We start from the raw sequence: 15,405 nt of genomic DNA, 5'->3' as shown, positions 1-15,405 counted from the left end.
ATGGGAAAATGTCTCAGTTAGCTTGTTTGGTCTTCCTAAAAGGTGTATGATGAGAGCAATAAGTAGGAAAGTTTCAGTAATGGGTAAAAAGCGATGAAAAACAGAGCCTATAAGAACTACATTTTTGATTTTTATGGTACCTTGGTTGATATCCTAACCGATGAGAAGGATCCTGTGTTATGGGATAAACTAGGCCAACTATATCAGGCTTATGGAGCGGCTTATGAGGGTGATGCTCTTAAAAAGGCTTATGCTAAGCACGTGGATCAGGCCCGTAAGGAGTTAATAGAGCTCAAAGGAGTTGCTTATCCAGAAATTGATTTAGCCCACATTTTTAACCAGCTTTATGTAGATGCTCGGCCTCAGTCTAGTAATTCTAATCAGCCGGAAGATTGGGGACAATTGATAGCAATGGTCTTTCGCGTCTTATCTCGCAAACATGTGACGGCTTATCCCCATACCAAGGAGGTGCTAGCCTTTCTAAAAGAACAGGGCTGTCGGATTTATCTCTTGTCTAATGCTCAAGCAGCCTTTACTAACGCTGAGATTGACCTAATGGCGTTAAGATCTTATTTTGATGCTATTTACTTGTCTTCGGATGCCGGTATCTGTAAGCCTCAACCTGAATTTTTAAAGCAAGTTTTGGATGATTATGGGTTAAACCCGTCTGAGACTGTCATGGTTGGAAATGACTTGACGACTGATATTGCTGTGGCTGAAGCAGTTGGGATCGATGGTATCTTGCTCAATACCTTCCCTTATTCCCGTCGAGAACTGGAGAATTCCCCAATCAAGCCAGACCGAGTGATTACTGATATAGAGGCTCTAAAGACCAATTTTACATAAAAATACACTGTATTTGGCAAAAGCAAAGACAATTATCAGAATTTTTGGTATAATAATTCCTAACTTTATGTGAATGGAGAATCTCATGACTGCACAAAAAATGTCTGCACAAGAAATTATCGCTTTTATCGGTAATGCTGAAAAGAAAACGAATGTTAAAGTAACTTTTGAAGGGGAATTGGCAACTGCTGTTCCAGCTTCTGTCACTAAACTTGGTAACGTTCTTTTCGGAGACTGGAAAGATATTGAACCACTTCTTGCTAACTTGACTGAAAACAAGGACTATGTTGTGGAACAAGATGGTCGTAACTCAGCTGTTCCCTTGCTTGATAAACGTCACCTTAATGCACGTATCGAACCAGGTGCCATTATCCGTGACCAAGTAACTATCGAAGACAATGCTGTCGTTATGATGGGTGCTGTAATCAATATCGGTGCTGAAATTGGTGCTGGTACTATGATTGATATGGGTGCTATCCTTGGTGGTCGTGCTACTGTTGGTAAAAACAGCCACATCGGTGCGGGTGCAGTCCTTGCTGGAGTGATTGAACCAGCTTCAGCAGACCCAGTTCGTATCGGTGACAACGTTCTTGTTGGTGCCAATGCTGTTGTTATTGAAGGTGTTCAAGTTGGTAACGGTTCAGTCGTTGCTGCTGGAGCTATCGTTACTCAAGATGTTCCTGAAAATGTGGTTGTGGCTGGTGTTCCAGCTCGTATCATCAAGGAAATTGATGAGAAAACACAACAAAAAACAGCACTCGAAGATGCTTTGCGTAACTTGTAACATATTGATAGTAGAGGCCTGTAAGGCCTCTATTTCTAGATTCTCTATAAAATAAGACAAATAAAAAGGATAAAAACATGACACTTGATTTAATTAAAATCAGACGAGACCTTCACCAAATTCCTGAAATTGGTTTGGAAGAATTTAAAACTCAGGCTTATCTCTTAGAGCGTATTGCTGAAATGACTGAAGGTAAGGATTTTGTGGAGAAACGTACTTGGCGTACAGGGATTCTTGTCTATCTTCACGGGCATGCTCCTGAAAAGACTATTGGTTGGCGTACAGATATTGATGGTCTTCCAATCGTAGAGGAAACAGGTCTTGACTTCAAGTCTACTCATGAAGGTCGTATGCATGCTTGTGGACACGATATGCACATGACCACAGCGCTTGGTCTCTTGGATCAGATGCTTCAAGTACAGCCTAAAAATAACATGCTCTTCCTCTTCCAGCCGGCTGAAGAAAATGAAGCTGGTGGTATGCTTATGTATGAGGATGGTGCCTTTGGAGATTGGTTGCCAGATGAGTTCTATGGCCTTCACGTCCGTCCAGATTTCAAGGTAGGTGATATTGCGACTAACACAAGCACCCTTTTTGCTGGGACTTGTGAAGTCCTCGTTACTTTCAAGGGGAAAGGTGGACATGCAGCCTTTCCACATGAGGCCAATGATGCCCTTGTAGCAGCTTCTTACTTTATTACTCAGGTGCAAACGATTGTTAGTCGTAATGTTGACCCTATCCAGGGTGGGGTAGTTACCTTTGGTTCGTTCCATGCAGGAACTACTAATAATGTTATCGCTGAAACTGCAGAGGTTTATGGAACTATTCGTACCCTTACTCAGGAAATGAGTCTCCTTATCCAGAAGCGCGTGCGTCAGATTGCAGAAGGCGTGGCAGCTAGCTTTGGTATGGAAGTGGATATCATGTTGAAACAAGGTGGTTATCTTCCTGTGGAAAATAATCCAGCCTTGGCTAAAGAGTTAATGAGCTTCTTTGATGCTAGCCCAGAGGTCAACTTGATTGATTGTCCACCAGCTATGACTGGAGAGGATTTTGGTTATTTGCTTAGTAAGGTTCCAGGTGTCATGTTCTGGTTGGGAATTGACACGCCATATGCACTTCACCATCCTAAGATGAGTCCAAATGAAGATGCCCTCGCTTTTGCAGTGACTGAAATTGGAAAATTCCTTAAACACAAGGCAGAAGCCTAACCATAGTTGATACAGCTAAAAAATCTACCAAGTCTGACTTTTGGTAGCTTTTTTGATATGATAAACCTATGAAAAATGAACTTAGAAAAACAGTCTTGGCTCAGTTAACTTCACAAGATCCTGAGACTAAGGCTAAGATAGATCAATATCTTTTGGAGCAATTGATTGCCTTACCTGCTTATAAAGATGCCCAGGTGATTGCGACTTATTTGTCTTTTCCTCATGAATATGATACCAGTCTTTTAATCAATCAGGCTTTAAAGGATGGTAAACGACTGTTGATTCCTAAAACATATAAACAAGGTCGAATGATTTTTGTGGATTATGATCCAGATAATCTTGTTGCAACCTCTTTTGGCTTGATGGAACCTGCGTCTGATTTGGCTGTGGATAAATCAGAGATTGATTTGATTCATGTGCCAGGAGTAGTTTTCAATGATGAAGGCTATCGTATTGGTTACGGAGCAGGTTACTATGACCGCTTTTTGTCTGACTTTGAAGGGGAGACCGTTAGTACGGTTTATCCTTGCCAGAAACATGATTTTCAACCAGACAGCTATGATATTCCTGTTAAGGAGGTCGTCACATGCAAATAAATGAGTGGAAGAAATACCCAGCAACCTATCTATTGTTGGGGCTTACGACGTTGACTTTTATCTGTCAATATCTTTTAAACGGCTTTCAAGCGACCTCACCTTTGAGCCTCTTTAAGATGGGGGCTATGTACGGTGCTTTTGTTCAGTACAGCCCACTGAACCTCTGGCGTCTTGTAACACCGATTTTTGTGCATATAGGTATTGAGCATTTTCTATTTAATATGCTTGCCCTTTACTTTATGGGGAAAATGGCTGAGCATATTTTTGGGACTCTACGTTTTCTAGGGCTATATTTGTTAGCTGGTGTTATGGGAAATGCCTTTACCTTACTTTTTACGCCTAATGTTATTGCAGCTGGTGCTTCGACATCCTTGTTTGGACTTTTTGCGGCTGTTGTGATTCTTGGCTACTATAGTCATAGTCCTTTGCTTAATCAGTTAGGTCGCAATTACTTGGCTTTGATTGTCATAAACTTAATCTTCAACCTGTTTACACCTAGTGTTGGGATTACAGGCCATCTTGGTGGTTTAGTTGGAGGTGCTCTTGCAGCTATCTTTTTGGCTAACAAGGTTGAAAGTCGCTTATTTAGTAAAGGTTGGCGTTTTACAGCTCTTTTAACCTACATTTTACTATTGCTGATTCTTCTAGGATTCACTTATTTTTAAGTCATATGAAAAATCCATCGAATGTCATGTTCGATGGATTTTATATTAGTCTTTTTTAGCTGGTTTGCCTTCAAGTTTGTGACCCAAGTCAATGAGGTATTGCTTGAGGTCATCTTTAATTTGAGGATGTTTAAGTGCGTAATCGATTGATGTTTTCATGAATCCGAATTTATCACCGACATCATAACGGTCTCCAGTAAATTCGCGAGCAAAGACGCGTTGTGTCTTGTTAAGCGTATCGATAGCATCAGTCAATTGGACTTCGTTTCCAGCACCTGGTTCTTGAGTTTCCAAAATACCGAAAATTTCAGGTGTTAGAAGGTAACGTCCGATGATAGCAAGATCACTTGGTGCATCCTCTGGATTTGGTTTTTCAACGAAAGTTTCAACGCTATAACGTCCATTTTCGCCTTCGCCTTGAGGGGCGATGACACCATAAGAAGAAACTTCTTCGTGTGGTACAGGCATAACTGCAATGGTTGATGCGTGTGTTTCCTCATAATCGTTAATGAGCTGTTTAGTCAATGGTACAGCTTTGTCATTAGTGATATCCATAAGGTCATCACCAAGCATAACAACAAATGGCTCATTTCCGACAAATGCTTTAGCTTGAAGAACAGCATCTCCAAGGCCACGTGGGTGGCTTTGGCGGATAAAGTGGAGGTTAATAGCAGTGGTATCATTAACCAATTTCAACAAGTCTGTCTTACCTTTTTGTTCCAAGTTGTACTCTAATTCGAAGTTTGAATCAAAGTGATCTTCGATAGAACGTTTTGACTTACCAGTAACCACCAAGATATCTTCGATACCTGATTTGAGGGCTTCTTCAACGATAAATTGAATAGTTGGTTTGTCAACGATTGGCAACATTTCTTTGGCCAAGGCCTTAGTAGCTGGTAAAAAGCGTGTTCCGAGTCCTGCAGCGGGGATGATAGCTTTTCTAACTTTTTGATTCTTCATGAGAACTCCTTAGATTTTATTTTTTATCCCATTCATTTTCAGAGCGCAATTCATTGGACATCATATTGAGAATAGATTCCTTAATATCAGCACCCTCATAGATAGACTTGTAGATTGCTGTTGTAATTGGCATGTAGACGCCGAGTTCTTGGGCGATTTCGTAGGCAACCTTTGTGGTTGAAATACCTTCGATAACCATTCCCATGTTACGTTCAATGTCTTCTAGTTTTTCTCCACGACCGAGCGCATCCCCAGCACGCCAGTTACGTGAATGGATAGAAGTTCCTGTAACAATAAGGTCACCAACCCCAGATAGACCGCTGTAAGTCAAAGGATCAGCCCCAAGTTTCACACCAAGACGAGTAATTTCCGCAAGTCCACGAGTAATAACGGCTGCCTTAGCATTGTCCCCATAACCCATACCGTGGAGGGCACCAGCACCTACCGCAATAATGTTTTTAAGAGCACCAGCTGTTTCAACACCAATCACATCTGAATTGGTGTAGAGGCGGAAGTAGCTATTACTGAAAATACCTTGGACATAGCGTGCCGCTTCAAGATCCTTAGATGCTGCTGTAATCAGGGTGATATCGCGAACGATAGTTTCTTCAGCGTGGCTTGGACCAGATACGACAACAATCTCACTACGAAGTTCCTTAGGAATCTCTTCTTCAAGGATTGTTGAAAGACGTTCGTGTGTTCCAGGTTCCAAACCTTTTGAAGCATGCATGACAACAACTTCGTGGTCCAAAAGTTCAGCAACTTGCTTAGCAACTAAGCGAGTAACCTTGGTTGGAACAACAAAGAGAACAGCGTCGACACTATCTAGGGCTTCAGACAGCTCCTTGTAGGCTCTAATGTTTTCATCCAAAACCACATCCTTGAAGTAGCGGGTATTGGTGTGTTTCTCGTTAATTTCATCAATTTGTTCAGGGATATTTCCCCAAATACGAACCTCGTGTCCGTTGTCGTTGAGTACCTGAGCAAGGGCAGTTCCCCATGAACCAGGGCCCAAGACAGCGATTTTTTGTTTTTTCATCATTAGGTCTCCCTTTAGGTCCTTTCTAACAAAGTAGAAAAAGACTGTATTCTTTCTCATTATAACATAAGAAAAGCATGTTTGTCTTGTACTCTCTGTTAGGAGGGCTGATGGCTATTTATTTTTTTTTAGCCAATTTTGGGCAATGTAGCCTCCAATGAGAGCAGCCATGAGCGTTCCTCCAATCAGGATTAAGGCATGACTGGCTGTAAAGGGAACCATAACTTGATTTACATAATCTTGAGTTTTCCCTTTGGCTAGGAGCTGTGCGATATAGGCTTTGGGTGCAAGCCACATGGTGATAATGGGTGCTAAGTTTCCTAGGGAAAAGATCATATAGGAAAGTAGATTAAGTTTATTATTCTCATAGTTCCCTTTCTTAGCTAGAAAGTCAGCGACAAGGCCAGCTAGAAAGCTAGGAAGAAAGGCTAGAACAAAGTGTCCAGAGGCAAAGAAGAAGAGGGACATAAAGATACCCAGACAGGTAATTGCTCCAAATTGTTTTGTCTTTCTGATAAGCCCCAAGTAGACCCAGCCTGCAAAGATAGCCGCTAAAGCAGGCGTATGATACATATTTTTGACTTTGAAAAAGATTAAATCAATAGTCACTGCAAGGGCTAGGCAAATAAAATACAGTAGAATAGCTAGGCTGGTTTGTTTGATGAATGTTTTTTGACGCATGTGGTCTCCTAATCAATGTGAGGTGTTTTAGTTTTATTGAGCCAAGAGTATGCCAAACCAATGAAAATACCTCCGCCAATCCAGTTACCGAAGAAAACGACTACCCACTGACGTAGAATATTTGCCAAAGTGAAATTATCCACAGCATCACGCACACCGTTGAAAACGAGCAACATGAAAGAAGCAAAGTTAGCAATCAAGTGTTCATTAATCAAAAATACAAACATAAAGATAGCTGATAGTGCAATGAAAATTTTAGCAGATTCTTCTTTGAGGAGCATGTAGCCCAAGATGGCAATATTAACGAACATATTAGCTGTAATACCTTCTGTAAAGTTCATCCAATCTGTTTTTCCAAGCTTGGTTGAGACAGCAGTAACTAAGAAACTCTTGTCAGTCAAATGTTGGAAAGAGAAGGATTGGTTGAAGAACCAGGCCAAGATAAGGGCACCGACAAAATTAAAGAAGGTACAGTAGAGGAGGATGGTACACACCTTGCTCCATTTGATTTTACCATAATAGGCACCACTGGTCAGGAACATCATGTTTGAAGTAGCCAACTCTCCATTGAATATGAGAACGAAGACCAGTCCGATGGCAAAGATAAAGGCAAAGACAAAACGAGAAAGGGCTGGAATACCTGTTGCGATAACATCCGCACCAATAATTCCTACAGCAGTCGACATGGTAAGATAAGCTCCTGCAAGCATAGAACGCAAGGCATAGCGCCCCAGACTTTCGTCAAAGAGAGCTTCTTTTTTAGCACAAGCAGCGAATACTTTTTCTTGAAATTGAGACATAGTTTTACCTCTAAAATGTGTGGCTTGGAGCATGGCAAATGCGCAAGCTCGAGTGAAAATGAATCTAAGATGACCATGAAAAAAAGTTAGGACAGTTGTCCCAACTTTTCCAAGTCTTAATATGAGGATGCTCCAGATGTGGCATCTGCGGCTGGGGCTGCGTCGCCACCATGACCACCAGCATCTGATGCTCCAGATGTGGCGTCGCTACCGCCATGACTAGCTGCAGCTGGTGCAAAAGGACCGCTTCCTCCGACAAGGCGTTGACCAGTTGTTTCGAGATACCAGTCAAGCCATGGTTTAAAGTTAAAGACGATTTCATTGATTCCTGCATAAGAACCATCATCATAGTACATAGCCTGATAGTTATGCGTATTGATAACTCCTTCAGGTGACCCTGGAACAATCGTACGAACATATTCTTGGTTACCATTACGAAGTGTACCGATAACCCATTCTACATTTTTCATACGAGCTGGTGGAAGTGAGCCGTGAACAGTTGACATACGGCTACCAGATTGAGGTGGCACACGTTTAGCAAACATAGTGTCAGGATCTTGATGGGCGTTATTGTAGTAGAGGAACTGGTTGTTATCATCGGCATAGGTCAATTCAAACGGCATAGCCTTGAGGAACATGTCAATTTGATTAACCGTCAAAATACCGTGGTCCAATTTCACGTAGGTATCACCAGATACCGCACCAGTGATTTCAGCTACTTTTTCTACCCACTCTGGATCGTCAGGATCAACTTCGGTAACAGTTGTAGCGATTGGGTTGTTACAATCCAAGTCTTCAGGTTCAATTGGTTTTGGTTTTTTCAATTTAGAAACCACTCCTACATATTGGATGAAATTGTCTAAGCATTGTTCAAGGAAATTAATAGTACCTTCGTTAGTAATGTTCCCCTCAAGGTCAAAGGCTTCTTTAGCCTTTCCAAGCAAGAATTCATTACCTGGAAGTGTATAGGCATTGACACCAGGTGCTTCAAGGATTTTACGCAAATGCACTTGGGCACGTGAAGTTCCTTGGTCGTAGTAAGAAGCACCAACAATCATTACAGGCTTGTTTTCAAAAGGGTGCACTTCGAATGATAGCCACTCTAATACTGATTTAAGTGCTGCAGAGATAGTGTGGTTGTGCTCAGGTGTTGCAATGATGACACCGTCAGCGCGTGTAATTTTGTTATTAAGTAAGCGAAGTTGGAAACTTTCATCCCATTTTTCATCTTGGTTAAACATAGGAACTTCATCAATTTCTAAAACTTCAAGTTCAAATTTAATTTTAAAATGTCTTCTGATAAATTCGAGCAGTTTACGGTTATATGATTGGTCATAATTTGCTCCAACGAGTCCAACAAATTTCATAGTTTATATTCTCCTGTCTTATAGGCTTTCCCAGTCGAAGTCTTCAGCTTCTTTATGTAATAACTCTGTAGCATGTGAGAGTTTACCAGTAATTTTGACGTAGAGACGGAAGTCATCGAAAATAGCATCTAATTTTTTGATGACATCGAGGTCAACTAAATCGCCGTTGCTATCAAAAGCTTGAAGGGAATGTGAAAGCAAGAATTCGTCTGGAAGCACATTAGCTTTGATTTCTGGAGCATTCAAAATTTGACGAAGTTGTAGCTGTGCACGAGAAGCTCCTAGAGTTCCATAAGATGCTCCTGTAATCATAACAGGCTTATTCAAAAGAGGGAAAACACCGTATGAGACCCAAGCTAAAGCATTCATGAGAACAGCTGGAATTGAGTGGTCATACTCAGGTGTTCCAATAATAACCCCATCAGCCTCATCGATTTTTTTAACGATTTCAAGGACACTTTCTGGCAATTGTTTGTTAGCGGGTTTGTTAAAGACAGGGAGGTCTTTGATTTCAACAAGTTCGATGTCTGCCTTATCTGCAAAATGTTTCTGAATATATTGCAATAATTGTCTATTAGTTGAACGTTTTGAATTCGTACCAACAAGTCCGATGAATTTCATGACAATTCTCCTTAAAAGTATTATATCTAGTATTATGTTAGCGTTTTCCTGGTTAAAAGTCAATCTTCGTTTAATGAGAAAGTGATTAGACTATTACCTTTGTCATCTTATTTCGAATAGATTATAATAGGATAGATTTAAAAGTCTGAAGCTAGCATGGCTAGTTTATACAAATACTAGTCAATAGATGTATCGAAAGGAAAAATAATGACAAAAATTCGTGGATTTGAACTTGTATCAACGTATAACAATCAGGACTTGCTTCCAAAACGTGAGACAGCTCATGCTGCAGGTTATGACTTAAAGGTAGCAGAGAACACTGTAATTGCTCCTGGGGACATTGTTCTCGTCCCAACAGGTGTTAAGGCTTACATGCAACCTGGTGAGGTCCTCTATCTCTATGACCGTTCGTCAAACCCTCGTAAAAAGGGTCTGGTCTTGATTAATTCAGTTGGCGTTATTGACGGCGATTACTATGGAAATCCAGGAAATGAAGGTCATATCTTCGCCCAGATGAAAAATATTACTGATCAGCCCGTGACTCTTGAAGTTGGCGAACGCATCGTTCAAGGTGTCTTTATGCCTTTCTTGATTGTAGATGGAGACGAAGCTGATGGTGTTCGTACAGGTGGCTTTGGATCGACTGGACAGTAGAGGAAGCAAAGTGGCAGATTATTTGTTAGTAATCGATATGCAGTCAGATTATGTTGCTGTAGGAAAAGCATATCATGAAGAACTGATTGTAGCTGTAAATGACAAAATTGCTAGCTATCCCAGCGACCGGGTTATCTATATTCTCAATCGTTTTTTCTGGGAGAGAAAAGATAGAAAGAAGAAATTTGCGACCGGCTTGCTGCTTGTATCTTCTCGTATCTTTGAGAAGCGTCGGGCTTCTTGCTTTACTAATCCAGATTTAAAAGATTTTTTAGAGGGGAATGCTGCTAAAAGCTTAGAGTTTATAGGGGTAGATGGCAATGGCTGTGTCAAGGCTTCCATTTTGGCAGCTGTCAAGGAGAATTATCAGGTTTCTGTCGATTTGTCCGCTGTCGGAGTTGCCAACCAGAAGAAATTTAAAAAAACATTGCATAAGTGGCATTCTGTCGGAGTAATCGTAGAAGGAGAATTATCATAGCAAAGAAAAAATCAACTTTTGTTTGTCGAGAATGTGGCTACAATTCACCCAAATATCTAGGGCGCTGTCCCAACTGTTCTTCTTGGTCCTCTTTTGAAGAAGAGGTTGAGGTGCAGGAGGTGAAAAATGCCCGTGTCAGTTTGACGGGTGAAAAGTCTAAACCAACTAAATTAAAAGAAGTATCCTCAATCAATTATGCCCGCATAAAGACTGATATGGACGAGTTTAACCGTGTTTTAGGTGGTGGTGTGGTTCCGGGAAGTCTGGTTCTTATTGGAGGAGATCCAGGGATAGGGAAATCAACCCTCCTCTTACAGGTGTCAACGCAACTGGCTAACAAGGGTACGGTCCTCTATGTATCTGGAGAAGAATCTGCCGAGCAAATCAAATTGCGGAGCGAACGTTTAGGTGATATTGATAACGAATTTTATCTTTATGCTGAGACCAATATGCAAGCGGTTCGCAGCCAAGTGGAGGCTATAAAACCCGATTTCCTCATTATCGACTCTATTCAGACCATCATGAGTCCAGAGATTTCTGGCGTTCAAGGTTCTGTATCTCAGGTTCGTGAAGTCACTGCTGAACTTATGCAGATTGCCAAAACCAATAACATTGCCACATTTATTGTTGGGCATGTGACCAAGGAGGGACAGCTGGCAGGACCACGTATGTTGGAACACATGGTGGATACTGTGCTCTATTTTGAGGGGGAACGTCATCATACCTTCCGTATTTTACGAGCAGTCAAAAACCGTTTTGGTTCAACCAATGAGATTGGGATTTTTGAGATGCAGTCTGGTGGTTTGGTAGAGGTGCTAAATCCTAGCCAGGTTTTCTTAGAGGAACGCCTAGACGGTGCTACAGGTTCTGCCATTGTTGTGACAATGGAAGGTAGCAGACCTATTCTAGCTGAAGTTCAAGCCTTGGTGACACCAACCGTCTTTGGTAATGCCAAGCGGACAACGACGGGACTGGACTTTAACCGTGTCAGCCTCATTATGGCTGTTTTAGAGAAACGTTGTGGCCTTCTTCTCCAAAATCAAGATGCCTATCTCAAATCGGCTGGTGGTGTCAAATTGGACGAGCCAGCTATTGACCTTGCTGTAGCGGTTGCGATTGCTTCTAGTTACAAGGAGCTTCCAACCAATCCACAAGAAGCTTTTATAGGAGAAATTGGGTTGACTGGAGAGATTCGCCGAGTAACTCGCATTGAACAGCGCATTAATGAAGCTGCTAAATTAGGTTTTACTAAGATTTATGCTCCGAAGAATTCCCTGCATGGCATGAAAATTCCAGAAGGTATCCAGGTCGTTGGCGTTACGACAGTGGGAGAAGTACTCAAAAAAGTTTTTTCTTAAAAAATGCCTCAAAGCCAAAATTTGGAAGCGCTTGCAAAATCACCTGTTCGATGCTATACTTTTCTTAAGAATAGGGAGGTATTTATTATGCAATTTTTCACAGACAGCAACATGCAGTTCCCTTTAGTAGAGTTATCTCTTAATCAAGGTGAAACAGTCTTTATCCAGCGTGGCAGTATGGTATATCACACACCGAATGTGACACTGAGTACCAAATTAAATGCCAGTGGATCAGGTTTAGGTCGCTTTGTAAAAGCAGTTGGGCGTTCAATGGTTTCGGGCGAAAGTAGCTTTATTACTCAGGTTGTCTCGCAGTCCAATAACGGCTATATAGCCTTGGCCCCTGATTCTCCAGGTCAGGTGATTCCACTTTATTTAGGTGAAAAACAGTACCGACTAAACGACGGTGCCTTTCTAGCACTTGATGGCACAGCTTACTATACAATGGAGCTCCAGTCTGTTGGTAAGGCTCTTTTTGGTGGTCAGGGTGGTTTCTTTGTAATGACTACCCAAGGCCAAGGAACTCTCTTGGCAAATGCTTACGGCTCTATTAAAAAAATTGAGCTAAACAATCAAGAAGTGACTATTGATAATGCTCATGTCGTTGCCTGGAGTCAGACACTTGATTATAATATTCACCTGGAAAATGGTTTCTGGCAGTCTATTGGGACAGGAGAGGGTGTTGTTAATACCTTTAGAGGAACAGGTGAAATTTATGTTCAAAGTCTCAATCTTCAAACCTTTGCAGGCTTGCTTAATAGATACTTGCCAAAACGCTCATAATACAAATTGAAGGAAGATGGATGCTTGTTAGCATTTATTCTCCTTTTTTTATGTTGAGAACTCAATAGCTGACAAGTTAATAAAAAGATGATAAGATAGTGTGTAAATAATTTGATAGTCAAATTATTTTCTTCATTAGAAAGTGAGTTATTATGTCTTATTTTGAAAACTTTCTCAATGCCAACAAAGCCTACGTTGACCTCCACGGGACAGCCCATCTTCCCTTGAAACCAAAGACTAAGGTGGCTATTGTGACTTGTATGGATTCACGCCTTCACGTTGCTCAGGCCTTGGGGTTGGCACTAGGTGACGCTCATATTTTGCGTAATGCGGGTGGTCGTGTGACGGAAGATATGATTCGTTCTTTGGTCATTTCTCAACAACAGATGGGGACACGAGAAATCGTAGTTCTTCACCATACAGATTGTGGTGCTCAGACCTTTAAGAACGATGAGTTTACCGCCTATCTCAATAAAGAACTTGGTGTTGATGTTTCTGATCAAGATTTTCTTCCATTCACAGATGTGGAAGAGAGTGTTCGTGAAGATATGGCCATTCTTCGTAAGTCACCGCTTATCCCTGAGGATGTTATCATCTCCGGTGCGGTTTATGATGTAGATACTGGTCGAATGACTCAAGTTCAACCCTAATACCGAAAAGTTAAGCAGGCATGGTTGCCTGCTTTTTTCATGTTTTGACATAAAAAACTCAGCACACAATAAATCTGCTGAGTTAATCTAGTTTTTAAGAAACGATAAAAATGAGAATCACAGTCCCCAAATAGAAAAGACTGGTGATAAAAAAGCTGATACGCCAGAACAACTTAAGAAAACGTTTAAATTTAAAGGATTGTGTTTTTCTCAGCATTTGAATCGTGATAATGATAGCCGCCAAGGATAATAAGATGGTGATGTAAGGCAAAAAACTATGGGTAAAGAAACGGGCTGACACAGCAACCACTTCAATAAAATAAAGTGGGAAGGTAAGATCAGCAAAATTAAGCCCGAGGTATTTTAAACTGAAGAAGCGGTGGATAATGAAAGCAAAGATAGGTGTTAAAATCAAAAATGCTATAGCAAAGAATTTATATAGAATCATAAGTCTATTTTACCTCGAAAAGGCCTTTATGTAAATTTTTTCCTAAACTTAATAAGAAATTCTTGCATCTAAAAAGAATTTCTGTATAATAGATAAGGTATGTAAAAACATACTTGTGGGAGGTAACAAAACTTACTTACCGCCAAAACCACAATAGGAGGAAATTACAAAATGGCTAAAAAAGTCGAAAACATCGTAAAACTTCAGATTCCTGCTGGTAAAGCGACTCCAGCTCCACCAGTTGGACCAGCTCTTGGTCAAGCCGGAATCAACATCATGGGATTCACTAAAGAGTTTAACGCTCGTACAGCTGATCAAGCTGGTATGATTATCCCAGTTGTTATCTCTGTGTATGAAGATAAATCATTTGATTTCATCACTAAAACACCACCAGCTGCTGTTCTTTTGAAAAAAGCTGCAGGTGTTGAAAAAGGTTCAGGTACTCCAAACTCAGTTAAAGTTGCTTCAGTAACTCGTGCACAAGTACAAGAAATTGCTGAAACTAAAATGCCTGACTTGAACGCTGCAAACATCGAATCAGCTATGCGCATGATCGAAGGTACTGCACGTTCAATGGGATTCACTGTTACTGACTAATTCAGTTAACAAGAAAACCACAGACGTCGTCTCACTTCGCTGAGTGACGTGGAAGATGAAAGTCGTTATGACCACATTACACAAGGAGAAATAATTAACATGGCTAAAAAAAGCAAACAAATGCGTGCTGCTCTTGAGAAAATCGACAGCACAAAAGCTTACAGCGTAGAAGAAGCTGTAGCTCTTGCACAAGAAACTAACTTCGCAAAATTTGATGCTACTGTTGAAGTATCATACAACCTTAACATCGACGTTAAGAAAGCTGACCAACAAATCCGTGGAGCAATGGTATTGCCAAACGGTACTGGTAAAACTCAACGCGTTCTTGTATTTGCTCGTGGTGCTAAAGCTGAAGAAGCTAAAGCAGCAGGTGCTGACTTCGTTGGTGAAGACGAACTCGTTGCTAAAATCAACGGTGGATGGCTTGACTTTGACGTTGTTGTTGCAACACCAGACATGATGGCAATCGTTGGTCGTCTTGGACGTGTCCTTGGACCACGTAACTTGATGCCAAACCCTAAAACTGGTACTGTAACTATGGATGTTGCTAAAGCAGTTGAAGAGTCTAAAGGTGGTAAAATCACTTATCGTGCTGATAAAGCAGGTAACGTACAAGCTATCATCGGTAAAGTTTCATTCGAAACTGAAAAATTGGTTGAAAACTTCAAAGCATTTAACGATGCAATCCAAAAAGCTAAACCAGCTACAGCGAAAGGTACATACATCACAAACCTTTCAATCACTACTACACAAGGTGCTGGTATCAAAGTTGATCCTAACTCATTGTAAGAGTAGTAAAGAGCCTATCTTCGGATAGGCTTTTTTCTTACTCTAAACACGAAATTTGAGCAGAAAATAAAAAATATT

Annotated in this window: 19 protein-coding genes; 12 read left to right on the top strand and 7 right to left on the bottom strand. The window is 41.0% G+C overall.

The genetic code is table 11. From position 1 onward, the window contains the following. The first annotated feature begins 93 nt into the window (after positions 1–93). The 5 genes from NST80_RS09645 (at position 94) to NST80_RS09625 (ending at position 4,102) form a co-directional block, all read left to right on the top strand. On the top strand, positions 94–846 hold the full coding sequence (locus NST80_RS09645) for an HAD family hydrolase (protein ID WP_002887000.1): 753 nt from the start codon (positions 94–96) through the stop codon (positions 844–846). Between the two features lie 85 nt (positions 847–931). After that, complete coding sequence (dapD, locus tag NST80_RS09640; RefSeq protein WP_002886999.1) at positions 932–1,630, top strand: 2,3,4,5-tetrahydropyridine-2,6-dicarboxylate N-acetyltransferase; 699 nt, start codon at positions 932–934, stop codon at positions 1,628–1,630. Positions 1,631–1,707: 77 nt separating this feature from the next. Continuing rightward, positions 1,708–2,841, top strand: a complete 1,134-nt coding sequence (locus tag NST80_RS09635) for an N-acetyldiaminopimelate deacetylase (protein ID WP_002886997.1) — start codon at positions 1,708–1,710, stop codon at positions 2,839–2,841. A gap of 68 nt (positions 2,842–2,909) precedes the next feature. After that, complete coding sequence (locus NST80_RS09630) at positions 2,910–3,437, top strand: 5-formyltetrahydrofolate cyclo-ligase (protein WP_002886996.1); 528 nt, start codon at positions 2,910–2,912, stop codon at positions 3,435–3,437. Further along, entirely contained in the window at positions 3,428–4,102 is a 675-nt protein-coding gene (locus tag NST80_RS09625) for a rhomboid family intramembrane serine protease (RefSeq protein WP_002886995.1), read from the top strand. Before NST80_RS09630 ends, NST80_RS09625 begins: the two co-directional genes overlap by 10 nt. 45 nt (positions 4,103–4,147) lie before the next feature. Here NST80_RS09625 and galU read toward each other — a convergent pair whose 3' ends face one another. From galU to NST80_RS09595, 6 genes are all read right to left on the bottom strand, one after another. Continuing rightward, positions 4,148–5,062 carry a UTP--glucose-1-phosphate uridylyltransferase GalU gene (gene galU, locus NST80_RS09620; protein ID WP_002886993.1) on the bottom strand — a complete coding sequence of 305 codons (915 nt, stop codon included), beginning with the start codon at positions 5,060–5,062 and terminating at the stop codon, positions 4,148–4,150. A gap of 16 nt (positions 5,063–5,078) precedes the next feature. Further along, the gene (locus NST80_RS09615) at positions 5,079–6,101 is read right to left on the bottom strand and encodes an NAD(P)H-dependent glycerol-3-phosphate dehydrogenase (protein ID WP_002886991.1); all 1,023 of its coding nucleotides are present in this window, start codon (positions 6,099–6,101) and stop codon (positions 5,079–5,081) included. 114 nt (positions 6,102–6,215) lie between these two features. Further along, a complete protein-coding gene (locus tag NST80_RS09610) occupies positions 6,216–6,782 on the bottom strand; it encodes an MptD family putative ECF transporter S component (protein ID WP_002886989.1) in 567 nt (188 codons plus the stop codon). An 8-nt stretch (positions 6,783–6,790) separates the two neighbouring features. Further along, positions 6,791–7,582, bottom strand: coding sequence for a formate/nitrite transporter family protein (locus tag NST80_RS09605; protein WP_045771791.1), 792 nt, complete (start codon positions 7,580–7,582; stop codon positions 6,791–6,793). A 116-nt stretch (positions 7,583–7,698) separates the two neighbouring features. After that, complete coding sequence (locus NST80_RS09600; RefSeq protein ID WP_002885631.1) at positions 7,699–8,949, bottom strand: NAD(P)H-dependent oxidoreductase; 1,251 nt, start codon at positions 8,947–8,949, stop codon at positions 7,699–7,701. 18 nt (positions 8,950–8,967) lie between these two features. Continuing rightward, entirely contained in the window at positions 8,968–9,570 is a 603-nt protein-coding gene (locus tag NST80_RS09595) for an NADPH-dependent FMN reductase (RefSeq protein ID WP_002886986.1), read from the bottom strand. 207 nt (positions 9,571–9,777) lie between these two features. Between NST80_RS09595 and NST80_RS09590 the strand changes: the two genes are divergently transcribed. The 5 genes from NST80_RS09590 to NST80_RS09570 all read left to right on the top strand — a co-directional run bounded on the left by NST80_RS09590 (position 9,778) and on the right by NST80_RS09570 (position 13,493). After that, entirely contained in the window at positions 9,778–10,224 is a 447-nt protein-coding gene (locus NST80_RS09590) for a dUTP diphosphatase (RefSeq protein WP_045771790.1), read from the top strand. Between the two features lie 10 nt (positions 10,225–10,234). Beyond that, positions 10,235–10,702, top strand: coding sequence for an isochorismatase family protein (locus tag NST80_RS09585; protein ID WP_073687066.1), 468 nt, complete (start codon positions 10,235–10,237; stop codon positions 10,700–10,702). Further along, on the top strand, positions 10,699–12,060 hold the full coding sequence (radA, locus tag NST80_RS09580) for a DNA repair protein RadA (protein WP_072903619.1): 1,362 nt from the start codon (positions 10,699–10,701) through the stop codon (positions 12,058–12,060). The genes NST80_RS09585 and radA overlap by 4 nt, the downstream gene beginning before the upstream one ends. 87 nt (positions 12,061–12,147) lie before the next feature. Next, a complete protein-coding gene (locus NST80_RS09575) occupies positions 12,148–12,843 on the top strand; it encodes a TIGR00266 family protein (protein WP_037598509.1) in 696 nt (231 codons plus the stop codon). 152 nt (positions 12,844–12,995) lie between these two features. Then, positions 12,996–13,493 (top strand): carbonic anhydrase, encoded by a 498-nt coding sequence (locus NST80_RS09570; RefSeq protein ID WP_045771787.1) that lies wholly within the window; start codon positions 12,996–12,998, stop codon positions 13,491–13,493. Between the two features lie 94 nt (positions 13,494–13,587). Here NST80_RS09570 and NST80_RS09565 read toward each other — a convergent pair whose 3' ends face one another. Beyond that, complete coding sequence (locus NST80_RS09565; protein ID WP_002885872.1) at positions 13,588–13,941, bottom strand: DUF3397 domain-containing protein; 354 nt, start codon at positions 13,939–13,941, stop codon at positions 13,588–13,590. Between the two features lie 171 nt (positions 13,942–14,112). Here NST80_RS09565 and rplK point away from each other — a divergent pair, with 171 nt between their 5' ends. Beyond that, on the top strand, positions 14,113–14,538 hold the full coding sequence (rplK, locus tag NST80_RS09560; RefSeq protein ID WP_002885648.1) for a 50S ribosomal protein L11: 426 nt from the start codon (positions 14,113–14,115) through the stop codon (positions 14,536–14,538). A 99-nt stretch (positions 14,539–14,637) separates the two neighbouring features. Next, complete coding sequence (rplA, locus tag NST80_RS09555) at positions 14,638–15,327, top strand: 50S ribosomal protein L1 (protein ID WP_002885800.1); 690 nt, start codon at positions 14,638–14,640, stop codon at positions 15,325–15,327. Positions 15,328–15,405 lie beyond the last annotated feature (78 nt).

This window comes from Streptococcus sp. FSL K6-1323, assembly GCF_038630745.1.
GTDB lineage: Bacteria > Bacillota > Bacilli > Lactobacillales > Streptococcaceae > Streptococcus > Streptococcus salivarius_D.
This window is presented reverse-complemented; position numbering and strand designations above follow the sequence as displayed.